At 60.2% G+C, this 20,315-nt stretch carries 18 protein-coding genes; 5 read left to right on the top strand and 13 right to left on the bottom strand.

Annotation, left to right across the window (positions count from 1 at the left end; translation table 11 throughout):
- Positions 1–5: 5 nt before the first annotated feature.
- From BLV67_RS28135 to BLV67_RS28120, 4 genes are all read right to left on the bottom strand, one after another.
- Positions 6–608, bottom strand: coding sequence for a hypothetical protein (locus BLV67_RS28135; protein ID WP_065931300.1), 603 nt, complete (start codon positions 606–608; stop codon positions 6–8).
- Between the two features lie 69 nt (positions 609–677).
- Positions 678–1,376: a GntR family transcriptional regulator gene (locus tag BLV67_RS28130; protein WP_065931301.1), complete on the bottom strand. Its 699-nt coding sequence runs from the start codon at positions 1,374–1,376 to the stop codon at positions 678–680.
- Between the two features lie 17 nt (positions 1,377–1,393).
- Positions 1,394–2,095, bottom strand: coding sequence for a FadR/GntR family transcriptional regulator (locus BLV67_RS28125; RefSeq protein ID WP_065931302.1), 702 nt, complete (start codon positions 2,093–2,095; stop codon positions 1,394–1,396).
- 170 nt (positions 2,096–2,265) lie between these two features.
- Positions 2,266–3,591, bottom strand: a complete 1,326-nt coding sequence (locus tag BLV67_RS28120; protein WP_169986452.1) for a C4-dicarboxylate transporter DctA — start codon at positions 3,589–3,591, stop codon at positions 2,266–2,268.
- A 217-nt stretch (positions 3,592–3,808) separates the two neighbouring features.
- Between BLV67_RS28120 and BLV67_RS28115 the strand changes: the two genes are divergently transcribed.
- Entirely contained in the window at positions 3,809–4,438 is a 630-nt protein-coding gene (locus BLV67_RS28115) for a DNA-3-methyladenine glycosylase I (RefSeq protein ID WP_069786351.1), read from the top strand.
- 50 nt (positions 4,439–4,488) lie between these two features.
- Here BLV67_RS28115 and BLV67_RS28110 read toward each other — a convergent pair whose 3' ends face one another.
- The 7 genes from BLV67_RS28110 to BLV67_RS28080 all read right to left on the bottom strand — a co-directional run bounded on the left by BLV67_RS28110 (position 4,489) and on the right by BLV67_RS28080 (position 11,401).
- The gene (locus BLV67_RS28110) at positions 4,489–5,256 is read right to left on the bottom strand and encodes an SDR family oxidoreductase (protein WP_056860254.1); all 768 of its coding nucleotides are present in this window, start codon (positions 5,254–5,256) and stop codon (positions 4,489–4,491) included.
- Positions 5,257–5,278: 22 nt separating this feature from the next.
- The gene (locus tag BLV67_RS28105) at positions 5,279–6,346 is read right to left on the bottom strand and encodes a phosphotransferase family protein (RefSeq protein ID WP_065931304.1); all 1,068 of its coding nucleotides are present in this window, start codon (positions 6,344–6,346) and stop codon (positions 5,279–5,281) included.
- Positions 6,347–6,476: 130 nt separating this feature from the next.
- Positions 6,477–8,369, bottom strand: a complete 1,893-nt coding sequence (locus tag BLV67_RS28100; protein WP_069786352.1) for a pilus assembly protein TadG-related protein — start codon at positions 8,367–8,369, stop codon at positions 6,477–6,479.
- 90 nt (positions 8,370–8,459) lie between these two features.
- Complete coding sequence (locus tag BLV67_RS28095) at positions 8,460–9,410, bottom strand: 2-hydroxyacid dehydrogenase (RefSeq protein ID WP_069786353.1); 951 nt, start codon at positions 9,408–9,410, stop codon at positions 8,460–8,462.
- A gap of 95 nt (positions 9,411–9,505) precedes the next feature.
- Positions 9,506–10,030 (bottom strand): cysteine hydrolase family protein, encoded by a 525-nt coding sequence (locus BLV67_RS28090; protein ID WP_069786354.1) that lies wholly within the window; start codon positions 10,028–10,030, stop codon positions 9,506–9,508.
- A 182-nt stretch (positions 10,031–10,212) separates the two neighbouring features.
- Entirely contained in the window at positions 10,213–10,827 is a 615-nt protein-coding gene (locus BLV67_RS28085) for a TetR/AcrR family transcriptional regulator (protein WP_065931308.1), read from the bottom strand.
- Positions 10,828–10,960: 133 nt separating this feature from the next.
- Positions 10,961–11,401 carry a hypothetical protein gene (locus BLV67_RS28080; RefSeq protein ID WP_065931309.1) on the bottom strand — a complete coding sequence of 147 codons (441 nt, stop codon included), beginning with the start codon at positions 11,399–11,401 and terminating at the stop codon, positions 10,961–10,963.
- Positions 11,402–11,895: 494 nt separating this feature from the next.
- Here BLV67_RS28080 and BLV67_RS28075 point away from each other — a divergent pair, with 494 nt between their 5' ends.
- The 3 genes from BLV67_RS28075 to BLV67_RS28065 all read left to right on the top strand — a co-directional run bounded on the left by BLV67_RS28075 (position 11,896) and on the right by BLV67_RS28065 (position 15,552).
- Complete coding sequence (locus BLV67_RS28075; RefSeq protein ID WP_069786355.1) at positions 11,896–13,173, top strand: serine/threonine transporter; 1,278 nt, start codon at positions 11,896–11,898, stop codon at positions 13,171–13,173.
- Positions 13,174–13,298: 125 nt separating this feature from the next.
- Positions 13,299–13,916: a ParB-like protein gene (locus tag BLV67_RS28070; RefSeq protein WP_069786356.1), complete on the top strand. Its 618-nt coding sequence runs from the start codon at positions 13,299–13,301 to the stop codon at positions 13,914–13,916.
- On the top strand, positions 13,906–15,552 hold the full coding sequence (locus BLV67_RS28065) for a SulP family inorganic anion transporter (protein WP_069786357.1): 1,647 nt from the start codon (positions 13,906–13,908) through the stop codon (positions 15,550–15,552). The genes BLV67_RS28070 and BLV67_RS28065 overlap by 11 nt, the downstream gene beginning before the upstream one ends.
- 136 nt (positions 15,553–15,688) lie before the next feature.
- Here BLV67_RS28065 and acnB read toward each other — a convergent pair whose 3' ends face one another.
- Positions 15,689–18,298, bottom strand: a complete 2,610-nt coding sequence (acnB, locus tag BLV67_RS28060; RefSeq protein ID WP_069786358.1) for a bifunctional aconitate hydratase 2/2-methylisocitrate dehydratase — start codon at positions 18,296–18,298, stop codon at positions 15,689–15,691.
- Positions 18,299–18,692: 394 nt separating this feature from the next.
- Here acnB and BLV67_RS28055 point away from each other — a divergent pair, with 394 nt between their 5' ends.
- On the top strand, positions 18,693–19,163 hold the full coding sequence (locus BLV67_RS28055) for a DUF1289 domain-containing protein (protein ID WP_065931313.1): 471 nt from the start codon (positions 18,693–18,695) through the stop codon (positions 19,161–19,163).
- A gap of 139 nt (positions 19,164–19,302) precedes the next feature.
- Here BLV67_RS28055 and BLV67_RS28050 read toward each other — a convergent pair whose 3' ends face one another.
- Positions 19,303–20,166 (bottom strand): universal stress protein, encoded by an 864-nt coding sequence (locus tag BLV67_RS28050; RefSeq protein ID WP_069786359.1) that lies wholly within the window; start codon positions 20,164–20,166, stop codon positions 19,303–19,305.
- Between the last annotated feature and the right edge of the window lie 149 nt (positions 20,167–20,315).

Raw genomic sequence — 20,315 nt, 5'->3', positions numbered from 1 at the left:
CAGCGTTAACGACTACCCAAACACGGCTGGATAACTTTTTTTAACCCATCGTTGTTTGCCGGCAATGTGAAGGTTGCCGTCAGCGGCTTGCCGCCTGCCATGGCGGGCGCCAACCAAAGTTTCAGCGTCTGGCCCCGTGAGGCATCACTGGCCCAGTAGGCCAGTTCATCACGCGGCACTTGGGTGCTGAACGCAAAGACGGTTCCTAGCTGGAAAGACCCGGCGTAAGCCCAAACGCCGCTGACCGAAAGCTCAATGGCCGTGCGGGTTCCTGTGGCAATACGCAACGGCCCACTGGTACTGGCGTCTGGACCATGAAAGGGTTCAATATCGAAGCCCAACGATTGCGGCTCTATTTGCAGCGCCAGCCCGGCCGTTGGGTTTCGCGGGTGGCAGCTGATTTCCAGGCTGGCCTTGGTGTGGAAGTTGTTGTAAGCGCTGTCACCAAAAGTCCGTGCGGTGGTCAACATTGGGTTGTCGACGTCGGGCCGCTCAAGCAACCACACGGGGTGCGCGGGTGTGATGATTACGTCGTCACCGGCGTGTGCGTAAACCGTGAGCGATGGTATGAAAAGAGCTGCGAGCAACGTAAAGGCAAAGGGTTGCATAGAAGTATTCATCCGTAGGTGGGCCTTGATGTAAGGAATGAATGCATTCTGCAGCTTAGCGGGCGCTCGTTATGTCGGGCGTTTCCCAAGCGGGAGTAGTTTGTCTTCCAGGTGATCCAGATGCCGGCTCATCAGGCTTGTGGCGCTGCGCACGTCGCGTTGCTCCACCGCATCGACAATCGCCAGATGCTCCTGCCACGCGCAGTAGGTGCAGGCTTTCGCTTCATATTGCGCAATGATCAATGACGTCAACGGCACCAGGCTGTTGAGGAATTGCGCCAACGGGGCGTTGCCTGCCATCTGCGCCAATTGCAGATGAAACTCCCCCGATAATCGAATGGCCGGCCCGCGCTGGTCGCGTTCGATGCAGTCGCGCTCCCGTGCAATCAACTCGCGCAGCTGGCGTATGTGCGTGGTGGTCGCCTGGGCGCACGCCAACTGCACCACGGTGATCTCGGTCATCCGCCGTGCTTCCAGGATCTGCCGCGTCTGTTGCGCATCCGGCGCCGCCACCTGGGCGCGCTGGTTGGGGCGCAGGATGATCACTTGCTGGTGGGACAGTTTGGCCAGCACACGGCGAATCACGCTGCGGCTCACACCAAAGGTTTCGCCCAGGCTCTCTTCGGTAAAACGGCTGGCCGGGGCGATGCGTTGTTCGAGGATGGCGTCGAACAGGCGTGGGTAGATGTCATCCACCGACAGTTTTTTGCCGCCAACCAGGCGCAGGGCAGGGAGGACGGCATTGCGTTGCAGGGCGTGGGCGCTCATGGTCGGTCTCCAAAAAATCAGCTGCCCAGATGGTCGTCCGGGATGTTCAAACGAATGCCCATGCGCAGGCCTTCCTGGAGGATGTGCCGGCGCATTTCGGCGCTGGCCAGGGCGCTGTTCTTGTTGCGGATGGCGCGCACCACGGCGTCGTTCTCCTGCAGGCGTTCGGCCAAGTGCTCGGGCGAATTGCGCAGTACCTGGGCGCTTTGCTTGAGGGCGTTGCTGGTCTGCTGCACCACGTTCTGGAAGATCGGGTTGGAGGTCAGCGCGAACAGCTCTTCGTGAAAGCCGATGTAAGCGTTCATACCCGCTTCGGCGTCGCCGGCCTCCAGGGCTTCGCGCATGTCCATCAAGGTCAGGCGCAATTGGCCGACTTCCTTGCTGCTGATGGACTGGGCCACCAGGCCGACAATAAAGGGTTCGAGGGTGTAGCGCAGTTGCAGGATATCTTCGAGGCTGGCGTCGGCCACGGCGTCGCTGGATTGCGGTTCGTTGACGCTGGTTTCCAGCACCACCACGCCTTTGCCGGGCATCGAGCGCACCAGGCCGAGGGTTTCCAGCACGATCACGGCTTCGCGCAGGCTCGGGCGGCTGATGCCCATCTGCTCGGCCAGTTCACGCTGGCCGGGGAGCATGTCGCCCTGGCGCCATTGGCCCCGCTTGAGTGCGGCGCGCAGTTTTTCTACGACTGAATTGACGACGGTTGAAGTGCTGATCACGTCTACGTCTCCTTGGATGTTGCCAATACGATGGTCAAATTAGCGATGACCAAAATGTGGGAGCGGGCCTGCTCGCGAATGCGCAGTGTCAGCCAATGGATTTATCAACTGACCCGCCGCTTTCGCGAGCAAGCCCGCTCCCACATTTGATTTGTCGCTCATAGACTGGGTTAAAACTCCTGATGCGCCGGCAGCACCGGCTTCTTGGCCTGGAAGGCATACCCTTGTTCGCCGTCGAGCACCTTGTTGGCGCGCTGGATATCAATGTCTTTTTCCCAACGGGCGATGGCCACGGTGGCCACGCAGTTGCCGATCAGGTTAGTCAGCGCGCGGCCGATGCCCATGAACCAGTCCACCGCCAGCACCAGCACCAGGCCGACTACCGGAATCGCCGGGATCGCGGTCAGCGTGGCCGCCAAAATCACCAGCGCCGAGCCCGGAATGCCATGGGCACCTTTGGAGGTGATCAACGACACCAGCAGGATGGTCAGCAAATCAGTCATCGACAGCGGCGTGCCGGTGGCATTGGCGATAAACACAATGGCCAGGGTCAGGTAGATCGAGAAACCGTCGAGGTTGAACGAATAACCGGTCGGAATCACCAGGCCGACGGTGGAGCTGCCAATGCCCAAGTGCTCGAGTTTACGCATGATCTGCGGCAATACCGCGTCGGAGGAGGCGGTGCCCATCACGATCAGCAGCTCTTCGCGCAGGTACTTGAGCAGCGGCAGCATGCGCAGGCCGGACAAACGCATCACCAGGCCCAGCACCAGCCCGACAAAGGCAAAGCAGGTCAGGTAGAACAAGCCCACCAGGCTGCCCAGGTGTTGCAGTGAATCCAGGCCGTAGGTGCTGGTGGTGAAGGCAATGGCGCCGAATACACCGATTGGCGCCAGGCGCACGATCATGCCCATGATGCGAAAGATCACATGGCTAAGTTCGTTGATCAGCCGCGAGATGCCGGAAGCGGCTTCGCCCACCAGGTTCAGCGCGCTGCCGAACAGCACCGAAAACAGCAGCACTTGCAGTACGTTGTTGTCGGCAAAGGCGCCGATCACCGAGTTGGGGATCAGGTCCATCAGGAACTGGCTGGTGCCGCGAATGTGCTGGCCCTTGTCGGCCAGTTCATTGAGGCCGGCGGACGACAGCTGCTCCAAGTGAATATTGGCGCCTTGGCCGATACCGGTGCTGAACGCCATGATCAGGCCGATCACCAGGGCGACGGTGGTCAGCACTTCGAAGTAGATCACTGACTTCAAGCCGATGCGCCCGACCTTCTTCAAGTCGCCGGCACCGGATATACCGCTGACCACCACGCAGAATACGATCAGGCCGATCAGCATTTTGATCAGCTTGATAAAGCCGTCACCCAGGGGTTTGAGTTGCGAGGAGAATTCGGGAAGGGCCAGGCCGCAGATAACGCCTAACATCAGGCCAATCACGACTTGCAGGAAAATCGAACGCGAGCACCATCTGAGCATGGGAGGGATCTCTATTCGGTGCCCTGGTGGTTCCAGGGCTTAATTGTTGTGGTCTTACCGGTATGTCCAGTGCGGGGCCAGTCTACGCCGGGTTTTTTTCAAATCACAAGTAAATATTCGGCGGTTGCCAGGTCCCGGTCTGACCAGTTGGTCGGTAAGGGTGATGCTTGAGCGGTTGGCAGGTAATATTTTTTTTCGCTTATCATCCGCGTCTTGATTGGCGAGGTGACACATGGACAGACCCGGGCTGACCACCGACGCAGCAGGCCAGACGCACTGCACCTGGCGCACTGCCGCACCTGAATATCCGCGTTACCACGACCACGAGTGGGGCGTGCCGGTGGCAGACGATACCCAGCTGTACGAGAAAATTTGCCTGGAAGGTTTTCAGGCGGGCATGGCGTGGATCACCATTTTGCGCAAGCGCGAGCAGTTTCGGGCGGCGTTCGAAGGGTTTGATTTTCGCCGCGTTGCGCAATACGGCGAGGCCGATATCGAGCGGCTGATGAACGACCCAGGCATCGTGCGCAACCGCGCAAAGATCGTCTCGACCATCAACAACGCGCGCCGGGCCTGTGAACTGGTGGACGAAACCGGTTCGCTGGCGCGCTGGTTGTGGGCATTTGAACCTCCGCCAGAGGAACGCCCGGCGGTGGTGGACATGGCTTACTGGACCGGCAACCCGACGTCACCGGCATCGGTGCGCTTGTCCAAGGCCTTGAAGAAACGCGGCTGGACCTTTGTTGGCCCCACCACGATGTACGCGCTGATGCAGGCGATGGGCATGGTCAATGATCACCTGGAGGGGTGTGTTTGCCGAGCGCGCATAGAGACGCTACGCCAACAGTTCAAGCGCCCTTGAGTCAACGACTGCCGCTCCCACAGGGGGTTGGCAGTGTCTGCAGGCTCTGGTCAGGACAGGAAACCACCGTCCACATTCAGCGACACACCGGTGGTGTAGCTGGACGCATCGCTGGCCAGGAACAGCACCGCACCGGCCATCTCGCTTGGGTCGGCCACGCGCTTGAGCGGGATCTGCGCCAGGGCCATCTTCAGGATCGAGTCGTTCTTGACCAGCGCCGAGGCGAACTTGGTGTCGGTCAGGCCCGGCAGCAGCGCATTGCAACGGATGCCGAACGCCGCGCATTCCTTGGCAAACACCTTGGTCATGTTGATCACGGCGGCCTTGGTCACCGAGTAGATGCCCTGGAACACACCCGGGGAGATGCCGTTGATCGAGGCCACGTTGATGATGCTGCCGCCGCCGTTGTCGCGCATCAGCTTGCCGGCTTCCACTGACATGAAGAAGTAGCCGCGAATGTTCACGTCAACGGTCTTCTGGAACGCGCCCAGGTCGGTGTCCAGTACGTTGCAGAATTGCGGGTTGGTTGCGGCATTGTTGACCAGGATATCCAGGCGCCCGAACTGCTCACGGATACCGGCGAACACCTGGGTAATCTGCTCCATTTCACCAATATGGCAGGCCACGGCGGTGGCTTTGCCGCCGGCGGCGATGATCGCATCGGCCACGTGCTGGCAGCCTTCGAGCTTGCGGCTGGAGACGATCACATGCGCACCTTGCTGGGCCAACAGCTTGGCGATGGCTTCACCGATGCCACGGCTGGCGCCGGAAACAAATGCGATTTTGCCGTCGAGGTCGAACAGGTGGGTCTTGGACATGCTGGGTTCCTTGCTCTTGTAGTCAGAGGGCTGATTTAGCGATGACATTCAGGCTCATTTGCTCCAGCAGCTTGTTCATATGGATGAACTGCGCAAAGCGTTTGTCCTGGGTCTGGCCGTGGAAAAAACGGTAGTAGATCTGCTGCACAATGCCGGCCAAACGGAACAGGCCATAGGTGTAGTAGAAGTCGAAATTGTCGATCCGGATGCCGGAGCGTTCGGCGTAATAGTCGACGAATTGGCGACGAGTCAGCATGCCCGGCGCATTACTGGGTTGGCGGCGCATCAGTTGTACCGGCGCAGGGTCCGCGGCTTCGATCCAGTAGGCGAGGGTGTTGCCCAAGTCCATCAGCGGGTCGCCCAACGTGGTGAGTTCCCAGTCCAGTACGCCGATGATCTGCATCGGGTTGTGCGGGTCGAGAATCACGTTGTCGAAGCGGTAGTCGTTGTGCACGATGCTGGAGGTCGGGTGGTCAGCCGGCATCTTGTCGTTGAGCCACGCGCGCACTGTTTCCCAGCTGGGTGCGTCGGGCGTCAGGGCTTTTTCGTAGCGGTCGCTCCAGCCGCGAATCTGACGGGCTACATACCCTTCGGGCTTGCCCAGGTCGGCCAGGCCACAGGCGGCGTAATCCACCTGGTGCAGTTCAACGAACTTGTCGATAAAGCTCTTGCACAGTGCCTCGGTCTTGGCCGCGTCCAGGCCCAGTTCGGCGGGCAGGTCCGAGCGCAGGATGATGCCGTTGACGCGCTCCATTACATAGAACTCGGCGCCGATCACCGACTCATCAAGGCAGTGCACATAGGCTTTGGGGCAATACGGGAAGCCGTCCTTGAGCTGATTGAGAATGCGGTATTCGCGGCCCATGTCGTGGGCGGACTTGGCTTTGTGGCCAAACGGCGGGCGACGCAGCACGAATTCCTGGCCGGGGTATTCCAGCAGGTAAGTCAGGTTGGACGCGCCACCGGGGAACTGGCTGATTTTGACCGGGCCGGCAAGGCCCGGAATATGCGCCTTGAGGTAGGGATCGATGAGGCTGGCATCAAGTTCTTCGCCGGGGCGAATCTGGGTCGATTGGTCGTTAAGCGCCATGCTTATCCCTTCTGCTTATTCTAAAGGCCTTGGACTATTGGCTAATCTAATGCGCACCGCCGCCCAGCGACAAGGTCGGGGCGGCTTAATAGGTTAGCGTGTTGGACGATGATCAGTGGGCCTGATGTGCTCAAATCACCAGCATCGCGCGGCCACCGGGATTGCAGGACAGGTTGGCACCGATTTCGACTTTTGCCAGGTCGATGCCCAGGCCGGCGAGCAGGTTGTTGACGATGGGGTCGAGCAGCGGGCCGAGCAGCCCGGCAATCAAACCGCCCAGGGTGGTGAGCAAACCGTTGACCACGCCCGTGACCAGGCCCAGTACGGCGCCCAACAGGCTGGCCATTTTGGGCGAATGGTTGATCAGTTGGACGCCGGTGAGTGTTTCCTTGAGGCTGCTGACCGCGTTCGAGCTGGCGAATGCGTAATAGAGCGGTTGCTGGTTGATAGCGGGCGGGTCGGTGTAGGTGTGGGCACGCGCGGTTTTCAACACTTCGCTGTCGACTCGGACGCCCAGGCCGCCCGCGGCAAAGGCCTGCCTGTTGCCGCACACGCCGGTGCCGCGCTTGCAGGTTTTAGTGCCGATATCCACCAGCGGGTATTCGTCTACCTTGAGTGTTTCGGTGGATGAGTACAGGTTCTTGGGGTCAACCTGGCCAATCATCGCGCGCAATGCCGAGGTTTCGCCGAGTACCGACAACGACTTTTTACCGCTGTCGCAACGGTAGCCGGTGACCCTGGCGCTGCCGCCGGCCGCTTCCAGGGCGATATTGAGGGTGTCGCCGATTTCCAGGCTGGCGACCAGGCAGCAATTGGGGTCGAGCAAGCCAAACAGCCCGCCCAACAGGTCACTGAGCGCCTGCACCACGCCCCCCAGCAGGTTATTGACCAGGGTGACGATCGGCAATTTTACCGAGATCAAGGTGCGCACTTGGGCGGTGCGCACATAGACGGGCTGCCTGGCGATATCTTTGGGGTTGCCGATGCTGGAAACCTGCCCCGGCTCGATCACTTTGGTCGACAGGGTCACGCCGAGCAGGCCCAGCACATTGACCGGCAGCTCCACGGCAACCGCGCTGGCTTTGTTCGACAGTTGCACAAAACCCTGGATCAGGTTGAACAGTTGCAGGTTCACATCCAATGCAGTTTTGTCGGTGCCGTTCTGGATATTGATCAGGTCGCCCAGGTGCAGGATCTGCGAGCCCGGCGCAATCAGCTTGATGGCTTCCAGGTTGTTGATCACCACGTTGACCGCATCACCGCCCAGCTTGAGCACATCAATGGCCGCCTGGATCAGTTGGCCGACGGTGGCGTCGGTCTTGAGCAACTGGTCGTAGTTGCCGGCGCTGACTTTCAATTCGATGGCCAGGGCATCCAGGTACTTGAGCAGGCTGATATCGGTATTAAGCAAACCGTTCCAGCCCACTGCGTCCAGTTGCAACTTGCCGCCCAGCAGGCCACCGATCAAGGCGTTAAGGGCAACAGACTGGGTGCTGTCCACGGTCAATAAGGTGCTGCGAACCGTGAGCTGGGCAACCGTGGGGGTTGGCGCGGCGGCGACGGCGGTGGCGCTCAGCAGCGTGGTGAGGTTGACGGATTGGCGCGAGAACAGGGTGAGCACGCCATGGGCAAGGCTGGTGTGCACGCGATGGGTGGCAACCACCCGGATAGCGTCGGTTTTGTTCGGGTCGGCGCTGAACGTGCGCATAAAATCTGCGCCGGTGGCGAGGGTGCCGCAGGCGGTGGCCAGGGTGCGATTGTCGTCGAGGCTGAAGTTGTTGCGCGCCGCGCTTTCAGTTGCAAACTGCGCAGCAGTGTTGGCGGGCGCCACACAAGTGCCGCTGCGGCTTACCGCCTCCAGCGCCGCGGTGTCGGCCACACGCTGCAATTTGCGCTTCTCCAGGTACAGGCGACCGCTGTCGACCACCAGCAGCAGAAACAGCAGCGCAATACCGAGGGTTAACGCGCCTATCAGGCCGATGGCGCCGCGCTGGCGGGCCGGGCCGAGTCCATGGCCAATCATTGTGCGTTCCTTCGCCGGTCCTGCACCGACGTCCTGAGCATACCCGCAAGCAGTGTAGTCAGGTTTTGCGCCGGCGCTGGCTAATCGCTACTAGTTGCGCGGCGGCAGGGTAACCGGTGTCAGCACTGGGCGGCCGGCGAAATATTCCACCAGGTTATCGGCCACGCGTTGCACGGTGTCGTGGGCCGCTTCCGGCGACAGGCCGGCGACATGGGAGGTGAGCACGGTATTGCTCAGGCGCTTGAGGGCGTCGGGCACTTTCGGCTCATCGTCGAATACATCCAATGCGGCGCCGCCGATACGGCGTTGTTCCAGCGCTGCCACCAGGTCGGCGGTCACCACCACGCTGCCGCGTCCGATGTTCACCAGGTAACCGTTCGGCCCCAACGCGTCCAGGGCGTGGCGATCAATCAAATGGCGGGTGCCGGCCCCGCCCGGCGTGGCCAGGATCAGGAAGTCCGAGGTGCGCGCCAGCTCCACGGCAGTTGCGCAATAGGTGTAGTCCACATCATCGCGGGGCTGGCGGTTGTGGTAACTCACTTCCATGCCAAACCCGAGGGCGGCACGCTTGGCAATCTCCATGCCCACTGCGCCGAGGCCGAGAATGCCCAGTTGCTTGCCACCCAGGGAAGGGCGCATCACTTTCGGCCATTCGCTGCGCCGCACCGCCGCGTCAGTCTGGGGAATGCCGCGCACCAGCGCCAACAGCAAGGCCATGGCGTGGTCAGCTACCGACGGCGCGTTCACGCCAGCGCCGTTGGTGACCACGATCCCGCGATTGCTTGCCGCTTGCAGATCCACGTGCTCATAACCTGCGCCGATCACGCAGATAATCTCCAGCAACGGCAGCGCCGCGATTTCTTCGGCATACAGCCCCAGCGGGCCACGGGTGAGTACCGCCTTGATCTGCGCGCCGTGGGCCTTGATCGCTTGGGCACGCTCGGCCGGCGTCGGCGCCAGAATCACATGAAAGTCATTGCTCTCGATGATTTGCAGGTATTCGTTGATGGTTTCAACCAGGACCAGAACAGTGGTGGGCATCGCAAGGCTCTTCCTGAAGGGTTTGATAGGACGAGTATGCGGGATTTGTAAGACGGAACGATCTGCTCAATCAGAAAAATCCCGCACAGGTGACGCTAGAACCCGATATCCAGCGCTTTCACCCGCTTCACAAATGCTCCCGCCAAGGTCGCATTGTGATGCTCGATGATCGCCTGGGCCGACAAGGTCGGGGTATCCATGCAGGTATGGCCGTCCTCGGGCAGCACTACCGAAAACCCAAGCTCCACCGCTACGCGGCACGTGGTGTCGATGCAAAACTGGGTTTTCATGCCGACCACCACCAATTCGTCGACCTGCGCTGCCGCCAGTTGTTGCGCCAACTCGGTGCCCAGGAAGCAACTGGGGCGGGTTTTATTGAACAGGTGGTCGCGCGCTGCATCCACCTCGAGGCCGTGCCACAGCTGCCAGAGCGGGCTGCCTGCTGCAATCGGCGAACCCGCCGGGCCGGTGTGGCGGGCGACGAAGATGGGGGCGCCGGCGTTGCGGGCGCGCTGGATAAGCTGATTGATGGTGCCCAGCACGCGCTCGCGCTCGAAGGGGGATTCCGGCCCGTCGTATAAACCGGTTTGCATATCGATGATTAACAGGGCGTTTGCCATGGTCTTGCTCCGTGCAGTGGCCAGCGGGCGGGGCAATAAAAAGGCCCCGTCCATTACTGGCGGGGCCTTGGGTTGTTGCTGGGTGTCTTTAGCTCTGGCACCCACAGCAACCGCACGACCCGCCATAAGCGGTCGTGGTGGTGGTGCGGGTGAGGCAGGGCTGAATCAGGTTCATGGCCTGATCATGCTGGGGAGGGTGCGTGGCTGTCAACGGCGCTGTCCGAGTTCTGCTCTTGCAGCAGGGTATTTCTTGCAGCCTCAAGGAATTCATCTGACAAACTGCTGCCGCGTGTCGCACGGGCGAGGGTGAGCGCGCCAATCATCATTGCGTACTTGGCGAGCATCGCCTCGCGGTCTTCATCCTGAAGCTGCGCAAAAACCTGCAGTGACTGTTCAACACCCTCAATAAAGGTATGTTGCAACGCCGTGTCAGCGGGCTCATGGCACATGTCCGGGGTGAAGGCCGAGATGGGGCAGCCGTCGCCAGGGTTGTCACGGTGCCTGGTGGAAAAATACGGGCGCAGGATGGCTTCGCGGGCGGCGCGCACATCATCACTGCGGCTGATTTTTTCCTGCCAGCCCAGGTTCGATTGTTCGAATGCCTTTTGGCACGCCTCGGTGGCCAGCGCTTCCTTGGATGCGAAGTGCCCATAGAAACCGCCGTGGGTCAGGCCGGCTGCGGCCATTACGTCAGACAGGCTGATACCGTGCAAGCCGCGCTCTCGGAAGAGGTGCGTGGCTGCCTCGACGATGATTTCGCGGTTGAGTTCGGCTTGTTTGCGGGAGACGCGCGGCATGGCTGGGTTCTCAGGATGTAGGCGGACACTGCCTGAAACGTACAGGAATGGGTGGGATTCTAAAATAGATTTGTTGTGAAATGTATTCTCCATGGGCTGCCGTGGTGTTTGAAACGGCAGCCCTGCATCGCAACTACTGAGTGGTTTGCGCTTGCCGCGCCTTGGTTTGTTCCGCTTGCGCAATGGGCATGAAGTCGTAGGTTGGGAAGAATTGCGTGGTGTAAACACCCCAGGCGGTGTTTTCGATCGCCAGGTTTACTTCTGCCAGGCGCGACGCGGGCAGGCGCAGGACGATGACCTGCCCGATGCCCATGGTTATGTTCCAACTCACCACTTCCACACCGGCAGGCGGGAATACTTTGTGAAATTGCTGCTTGGCCAATTGTGCCTTCAACTCACTCAAGGGCCGCGACTGATCATGCTTGAGAAACACCGTTAACATGACGGCGTTTTCAGGCGTGGTCGTGTTAACGGTGGTTTGCGTACTGGTTGTGGCGTTGGCTGCGCCGGGAAACAATACGGCGGTTACCAAGGCAGGTATTAAAAGCAGTTTGAGAGCGTTGCTGGGGTTCATGTTGGGCACCTTCATTGTTGTTAACGTGCAGGGTGCAGCATTGGGGCGGGGGAATAATGTCATTCGATAGGGCTGTTTTTTTATTGAACCGCTAACGGGTTAACAGCACGGCACGGTGTTTGTGTGAAGTGTGAGCGGGGATCTTAGTTTGCACCTTGGCGATGGCTCAATGGCTATGTATGGTTCTGTAACAGTTATAGGTCTATTGAGATGAAAATATAAATTAGATGCAGGACGTGTCTTTTTTTAATGTCGGATGTGTCTTGTAAGTTAGTTGTTTTAAATGGATTCCGGATCCTGCGCCTACGCTGCCCCAGCCCTCGCAAACGGCCGCCCAGGGCCCCCTTGCACGCCTGCACCGGCTAACCATTCCTCAGCTAAGTCTTTGCTTATTCGAGAGAATCCCGGACAATCCGGCCCCTTCTATGGACGGGGCGCTGCCTGTCAGGTTTTTCTGACTCGCCCCGGCCGTGTAAATGCGGAGATCCGACCGGATGAATGATCAGGCCAATAGCGTCGACGAACGCTATGCAACGACACCTGCAACCCTCACAAGCTGGAGCCGCCAGGACACCACCTGGATGCTCGGCCTGTTCGGCACCGCCATTGGCGCCGGTACTTTGTTTTTGCCGATCAACGCCGGCCTGGGCGGCTTCTGGCCCCTGGTGATCCTGGCATTGCTGGCGTTCCCGATGACGTTCTTCGCTCACCGTGGCCTGACGCGCTTCGTGCTGTCCGGCCGCGCCGGCTCCGACATCACCGACGTGGTTGAAGAGCATTTCGGCCTCAAGGCCGGTGCGCTGATCACCTTGCTGTACTTCTTCGCCATCTTCCCGATCCTGCTGATCTACAGCGTGGCCCTGACCAACACCGTCAGCAGTTTTATGGAACACCAACTGCACATCCTGCCGCCGCCACGCGCGATCCTTGCCTTTGTGTTAATCCTCGGCCTGCTGGCCGTGGTGCGCTGCGGTGAGCAAGTGATCGTCAAGGCCATGAGCCTGATGGTGTATCCGTTTATCGTCGCCTTGCTGTTCCTGGCGGTGTACCTGATCCCGCACTGGACCGGCGGCATCCTCAGCACTGCCGGCGAAGTCCCGGCGCCGTCCGCGCTGCTCAATACCCTGTGGCTGGCGATTCCGGTGATGGTGTTCTCGTTCAACCATTCGCCGATCATCTCGGCGTTCGCGGTCGACCAGAAGCGCCAGTATGGCGCCAATGCCGATGAACGCAGCTCGCAGATCCTGTGCCGTGCGCACCTGTTGATGGTGGTAATGGTGCTGTTCTTCGTGTTCAGCTGCGTACTGACCCTGTCGCCGGCACAGCTGGCCGAAGCGAAAGCGCAGAACCTGTCGATTCTGTCGTACCTGGCCAACCACTTCGACAACCCGACCATCGCCTTCGCCGCACCGTTGATTGCATTCGTGGCGATTGCCAAGTCGTTCCTGGGCCACTACATCGGCGCCAGTGAAGGCCTCAAGGGGCTGGTATTGAAAACCGGGCGTCGTCCGGCTGCCAAATCCCTGGACCGCATGACCGCCGCGTTCATGCTGGTGGTGTGCTGGCTGGTCGCCACGCTCAACCCGAGCATTCTCGGCATGATCGAAACCCTCGGTGGCCCGATCATCGCCTCGATCCTGTTCCTGATGCCGATGTACGCGATCCGCAAGGTGCCGGCCATGGCCAAGTACCGTGGGCAGGCGTCGAATGTGTTTGTCACCGCTGTAGGCCTGGTCGCGATTACTGCGTTGGTTTACTCGCTGCTGTCCTGATAACCGGCAGCAGGCAGCAAAGCCGATTCGCGCACTGCGTGAGTCGGCTTTTTTTGTGTCCGAAAAAAATCCCGATGGCAATGAGGGCTAAGCTGTCGACGTGTTGGTTCCCTTTGGAGATACCCATGGCTCGGCCCCGTCCGCAACTGGTCACAGGCAAACTGGAAAAACTGCACCCTACACAATTGACGGTCGGCATGGCTGAAGTCGCTGCCAAGCGCGACGCCTGGACCAAACTCAAGCGCAGGGAGCGCGCCGCCGCCCTCGATAAGCACTGGTTTCCTTGTGTGCTGGGGCCGGACGAACGCTACTACATCACCGACCACCACCATTTTGGTTTGGCCTTGATTCTGGAAGAGGTCAAGAGTGTCTCGCTGCTCATGCTCAAGGACCTGTCTTTCGTCGAGCGCAGCACCTTCTGGAATGTCATGGCATTCAATCAATGGGTCCACCCCTACGACGCGCGCGGTTTGCGGCGTACCTATGAAGCCATTCCCCGCAAGATAACCGACTTGCAGGACGACCCTTACCGCAGCCTTGCCGGCCTGCTGCGCACCGCCGGTGGTTACGCCAAGGACGCAACACCGTTCAGTGAGTTTTTGTGGGCGGACTTCTTTCGCAGCCGTATCGGCAGCGATTTTGTCAGCCAGCCAAATGCCAAATTGTTGGGCAAGGCCATGACCCTGGCGCGCAGCCAGGAAGCCCGTTATTTGCCAGGATGGGTTGGGCCGATTGAAAACTGAAACTGTCACGCCCGTTGCCGTACCCCCCAATCGTACCCAGGACATCCTTGCCGGGTTATCCATCGCCGGGTTACTGCTGCCGGAGGCTGTGGCGTATTCCAGCATCGCCGCATTGCCGTCGCAGGCCGGTGTTATCGCTTTGTTTGCCGGGCTGGTGTGTTACGGCCTGCTGGGCACCAGCCGTTTCGCGATTGTGTCGGCCACGTCCTCTTCGGCGGCGGTATTGGCGGCTGCTACCGCCAGCCTGGCCGGTGATGATCCGGCGCTCAGGCTGTCCCTGGCCTTCGGCCTGGTGCTGATCACCGGCGTGCTGTTTTTGCTGGCCGGTTTGTTCAAGCTGGGCGGTGTGACGTCGTTTATCGCCAAGCCGGTGTTGCGCGGTTTTGCCTTTGGCCTGGCGCTGACCATCATCCTCAAGCAATTGGCGAGTGTGGTGGGCGTACACCTGACCGATAACAACCTGATCCGTTTCCTGCCGCAACTACTGGAACAACTTCCGCGCTGGAACTGGCCGGCGGCGCTGGTGGCAGCGGCAGCATTGGCCGTCTTGTGGCTGTGCGCGCGAATCCCGCGTTTGCCGGGCGGCTTGCTGGTGGTGGTGCTGGGGATTGTTGTCGGGCAGTACCTGGGCTTGCAGGCCCATGGCGTGCCCTTGATCGGCATGATTGATCTGCGTCTGGAACTGGGGCACTTTCCGGTGCTGCCGTTCGCGGATTGGTTGCGCCTGGGCGAGCTGGCCTTTGCCTTGGTCATGATCCTGTATGCGGAGTCCTACGGCTCTATCAGTTCGTTCGCACTTAAACATGGCGACCGGGTGTCATCCAATCGCGATCTGTTGGCGCTGGGCGCGGCGAACCTGGTGTCCGGGTTGTTCCATGGCATGCCCGCCGGTGCGGGCTATTCGGCGACGTCGGCGAATGAGGCCGCCGGCGCCGGTTCGCGCCTGGCGGGCATCATTGCGGCGTTGGTGGTGCTGGTGATCGTGTTGACGGTGCTGCCGTATGTGGCGTTAACACCGGAGCCGGTGCTCGCCGCCATCGTCATCTACGCGCTGGGCCGTAGTTTGAGCCTGCAACCCTTGGGCCGTTATTTCCGGTGGCGCCGTGACCGTTTGCTGGTGGTCTGCGCGGTAGCGGCGGTCCTGGTGTTGGGCGTGCTGGATGGCTTGCTGGTGTCGGTGGCGATCAGCGTGGTGTTGATGTTGCGCCAGATGTCTTCGGCGGATATTCAAGTGCTGGGGCGCTTGGGCGACACTCACGATTTTGTTGACCAACAACACCATGCCGATGCGGTGCAAGTGCCTGGCCTGTTGATTGTGCGGCCCAGCGAGGCGCTGTTCTTTGCCAATGCCGAACGCATCCTGGGTGCGGCGTTGCGCTTGATGCGTCAGTCGCCGGTCGATGCGGTGGTGTTGAGCCTGGAGGAGTCTCCTGACCTTGACGGCACCAGTATCGAGGCGCTGGCAGCGTTTTTTGCGCAGGTGCACGGGGAGGGTAAGCGGCTGGTACTGGCGCGGGTGCGGCATGCGGCGCTGGAAGTACTGCAAGCCTTGCCCGAAGCCGTTGCGCCACAGGTTTTGCTGAGTGCCTTGAGTGTCGATGGCGCAGTGCAGTTGGCGTTGCACACCAGGTCGTGAGTGCCAATGATCAAAAAGTGTGGGAGCAGGCAAGCCAGCTCCCACATTTGTTTGGTGGGGTTGTTAGCGCTGTATTCCAGGCATAAAAAAACGCCGCGCATCTTGCGATGCGCGGCGTTTTTTAAATCACAACATCTTAGGCTTGAATCACCGGGATGTTGGCGCTTGCTGCGATCTTGCGGAACTCGGCGATCTGGTCGAAGTTCAGGTAGCGGTAAACGTCACTGGCCATGGTGTCCAGTTTCGCTGCGTAACCCATGTACTCTTCGACGGTCGGCAGGCGACCCAGCGTGGAGGCAACTGCCGCCAGCTCAGCCGAGGCCAGGTAGACGTTCGCGCCATCACCCAGACGGTTCGGGAAGTTACGGGTCGAAGTCGACACAACCGTCGAGTTCGGCTCTACACGTGCCTGGTTACCCATGCACAGCGAGCAGCCCGGCATTTCCATGCGCGCGCCAGCCTTGCCGTAGATACCGTAGTAGCCTTCTTCGGTCAGTTGGTGAGCGTCCATCTTGGTCGGCGGCGACAGCCACAGACGGGTTGGCAGCTGGCCCTTGACCTGCTCCAGCAGCTTACCGGCAGCGCGGAAGTGACCGATGTTGGTCATGCACGAACCGATGAACACTTCGTCGATCTTCTCACCGGCAACGCTGGACAACAGACGGGCATCGTCCGGGTCGTTTGGTGCGCAGAGGATCGGCTCGTTGATTTCGGCCAGGTCGATCTCGATGATTTCGGCGTATTCGGCGTCGGCATCGGCTTCCATCAGCTCCGGGTTGGCAACCCAGGCTTCCATCGCTTGGGCGCGACGTTCCAGGGTGCGTGCATCGCCGTAGCCTTCGCCGATCATCCAGCGCAGCAGGGTGATGTTGGAGTTCAGGTACTCGGTGACCGATTCCTTGGACAGCTTGATGGTGCAACCGGCAGCCGAACGCTCAGCCGAGGCGTCGGACAGCTCAAAGGCTTGTTCCAGCGTCAGGTCGTTCAGGCCTTCGATCTCCAGGATGCGGCCGGAGAAGGCGTTCTTCTTGCCTTTCTTCTCTACGGTCAGCAGGCCAGCCTGGATCGCGTAGTAAGGAATGGCATGAACCAGGTCACGCAGGGTGATGCCAGGTTTCATTTTGCCTTTGAAGCGCACCAGGATCGATTCCGGCATGTCCAGTGGCATTACGCCAGTGGCTGCGGCAAACGCGACCAGACCGGAACCGGCCGGGAACGAGATGCCCATCGGGAAACGGGTGTGGGAGTCACCACCGGTGCCGACGGTATCCGGCAGCAGCATACGGTTCAACCAGCTGTGGATGATGCCGTCGCCTGGACGCAGCGATACACCGCCACGGGTCATGATGAAGTCAGGCAGGGTGTGGTGGGTGGTCACGTCGATCGGCTTGGGGTACGCCGCGGTATGGCAGAACGACTGCATGACCAGATCGGTCGAGAAGCCCAGGCACGCCAGGTCTTTAAGTTCATCACGGGTCATAGGACCGGTGGTGTCCTGAGAACCCACGGTGGTCATCTTCGGCTCGCAGTAGGTGCCAGGACGAACGCCTTTGCCTTCTGGCAGACCGCAAGCCTTGCCGACCATTTTCTGTGCCAGGGTGAAGCCCTTGCCGGTGTCGACAGGTGCTTCTGGCAGTTTGAACAGGTCGGTAGGGCCCAGGCCCAGCTCAGCACGCGCCTTGTCGGTCAGGCCACGGCCGATGATCAGCGGGATACGGCCGCCGGCGCGAACTTCGTCCAACAGCACCGGGGTCTTCATTTCGAAGGTGGTCAGGACTTCGTCGGTGCCGTGTTTGCAGACTTTGCCAGCATGCGGGTACAGGTCGATCACGTCGCCCATGTTCATGTTGGTCACGTCGAATTCGATTGGCAGTGCGCCAGCATCTTCCATGGTGTTGTAGAAGATTGGGGCGATCTTGCTGCCGAAGCAGAAGCCGCCGGCGCGCTTGTTCGGCACGTACGGTACGTCGTCGCCGAAGAACCACAATACCGAGTTGGTTGCCGATTTACGCGACGAACCGGTACCCACCACGTCGCCGACGTAGGCGATCGGGAAACCCTGGCCGCGCATCTCTTCGATCTGCTTCATCGGGCCGGTTTTGCCTTGCTCGTCCGGCACGATGCCTTCGCGTGCCATTTTCAGCATGGCCAGGGCGTGCAGCGGGATGTCAGGGCGGGACCAGGCGTCCGGGGCAGGGGACAGGTCGTCGGTGTTGGTTTCGCCGGTGACCTTGAAGACGCGCAGGCTGATCTTGTCGGCCAGGGTTGGGCGGTTGCGGAACCACTCGCCGTCAGCCCAGGACTGGATCACGCCTTTGGCGTGCTCGTTGCCGTTCTTGGCTTTTTCGGCCACGTCGTGGAACGCATCGAACATCAGCAGGGTGTGCTTGAGTTGGGCGGCCGCGACAGGGGCCAGCTCGGCGTCGTCCAGCAGCTCGACCAACGTCACGATGTTGTAGCCGCCTTGCATGGTGCCAAGCAGTTCAACCGCGCGTTTCTTGTCGATCAGGGGAGAAGTGACTTCGCCCTTGGCCAGGGCGGACAGGAAACCGGCCTTGACGTAGGCAGCCTCGTCAACGCCTGGTGGAATGCGGTTGGTGATCAGGTCAACGAGAAATTCTTCTTCGCCAGCCGGAGGATTCTTCAGCAGCTCGACCAGGCCTGCGGTTTGTTCGGCGTTAAGCGGCTGGGGAACGATACCCAGTGCTGCGCGCTCTTCGATATGTTTGCGGTAGGCTTCAAGCACAGTTATTACCCTCATCAGTGGTCCCACGGGACGCTCATCCAGAAATGAACGGCACGCATGCGCTCGGGGGCTTTTTGGGCCGCAAAGCCAGCGCTGCCGGCATTCCTCACAGAAGCTGCTTTCAAAGTTTTACGCCTGCAGAACGGAGCTGATGAGGGTTGGCGCGGGCTCTGACCTACCGGGTCGAACCTGCGCCAACACCGTTCTGAAGGAACGACTGTGCTCGTGACGCTTTGAAAACAGCTTCCAGCGGATTATTGGCGCCTTACAAGGCCGGATGATTCTACGGCAAAAAAAATCTAAAGGTAAGTTACCTCACCAAGTTTGCTGGGTGATCAACCTTAGACAAAGGGCTAACATGGCGCATCGTTTCGCTGATTTGTGTGCTTTGCCCATGTCCAACCAAGCCATCAAAACCCCCTGCGTCGGCCTGTGCTCCACGGTTTACGGCGATCTCGTGTGCCGTGGCTGCAAACGCTTTCACCATGAGGTGATCCAGTGGAATGGCTATAACGAAGAAGAAAAACGCGCGGTATGGCTGCGATTGGAACAGCTGTTGGTGCAAGTGATGGCGGCCAAACTGGAAGTCTTCGACCCCAAGATGCTGCGCGGGCAGCTTGAGCAGCGCAAGATTCGCTTCGTGCCGCACCAGTCCGAATACTGCTGGGCCTACCAGTTGATCGCCCGCGGCGCGCGGGTGATTTCCAACCTGGAAGCCTATGGCATGGTGCTGCTGCCGGAGTTTCGTGAGTGGGCGCTGCCGGAACTGCGCGATGCCATTGATCGTGAGTTCTTTATCTTGTCCGAGGCGCATTACCAGCGCTATATCGCGCCGGGGTTCCTCAGAGATGCGTTGGCGGACTGACAACACACATCAAACATGTGGGAGCGGGCTTGCTCGCGAAAGCGGTAGATCAGTCAATAATTCGGTGACTGACACTCCGTATTCGCGAGCAAGCCCGCTCCCACATTTGATCTCCATGGTCTGAGGAGGCTATGTCAGGTCAGGCCTTGGTCGCCAGCTCCTGCAGGTGATCCATCAACGTCTGCGGCTTGAGCACCAGCACATCACCTTCCACCGCATCCAGCACCACCTCCGCCGTATTGCCGATCAATGCGCCGGAAAGCCCGGTGCGCGCCACCGTACCGATAATGGTCACCGCCGCTTGCAGCGTGTGGGCGGCATGGGGGATCAACACATCCGCCGGGCCTTCCTCGATATGCAGGTGGGTGTCGTCGATATCAAACTCGGCCTGGAACGCCTTGCACTGTTCGCGATAGCGCGCCTCGATGGTTTCCTTGAGCTGGAAGGTCGGGTCTGCTGCCGACAGCATCGGCGACGGATGGGCACTGATCACGTGCAGTTGCGCTTTGGCCAGGCGCGCAATGTCGAAGCCATGGTCGATGATGGTGTTGTGCAGCGCCTGGTGTTCGCTGTCGCTGTTGCCCACATCAATCGCCCCCAGCACCACCTTGTCGGCCCAGGGCGTCGAGGTTTTCACCAGCAGCACCGGGGTAGGGCAGTAGCGCAGCAGTTTCCAGTCTGCCGGCGTCAGCAGGGCCTTTTTCAGTGGGCTGTCGGCAAAGTGCTGCTTGATCACCAGGCCACAGCCTTCGGCCTGCTGCACGTCGATGATGGTGTCATGCAGGCTGTCATTCCAAGCCTGCTCGGTGGTCACGCTGTAGCCGTCCTCTTGCAGGCCGGACTTGAGCAGGCTCAACAGCGCCGAATGCTCGTGCTTTTTGTCGCACACCAGCAAATGCAGGTGCGCGCCGGTGACCCCGGCAATCAGCTTGGCGCGCTTGAGCGCCAGGCTTTCTGAATGCTCAGGTTCGATAACCACCAGGATGCTGCGAATGGCTTGCATGGTCGGGGTCTCCAAAAGGGTGGGCCTGGAACAACTATAGTTGCTGCCTGCCAGACGTCATGTTGATGCACATCAAGGCCGGTGGCTGGTGGTCTGCGGCGGGGTCGGTATAATCGCCGGCCTTTTGTGATCCTTTTGCCCGTGAGCCT

The sequence above is a fragment of the Pseudomonas salomonii genome (genome assembly GCF_900107155.1).
In the GTDB taxonomy this organism is placed as follows: domain Bacteria; phylum Pseudomonadota; class Gammaproteobacteria; order Pseudomonadales; family Pseudomonadaceae; genus Aquipseudomonas; species Aquipseudomonas salomonii.
Note: the sequence above shows the minus strand (reverse complement) of the source record. Positions and strands in the feature narration are given on the sequence as shown.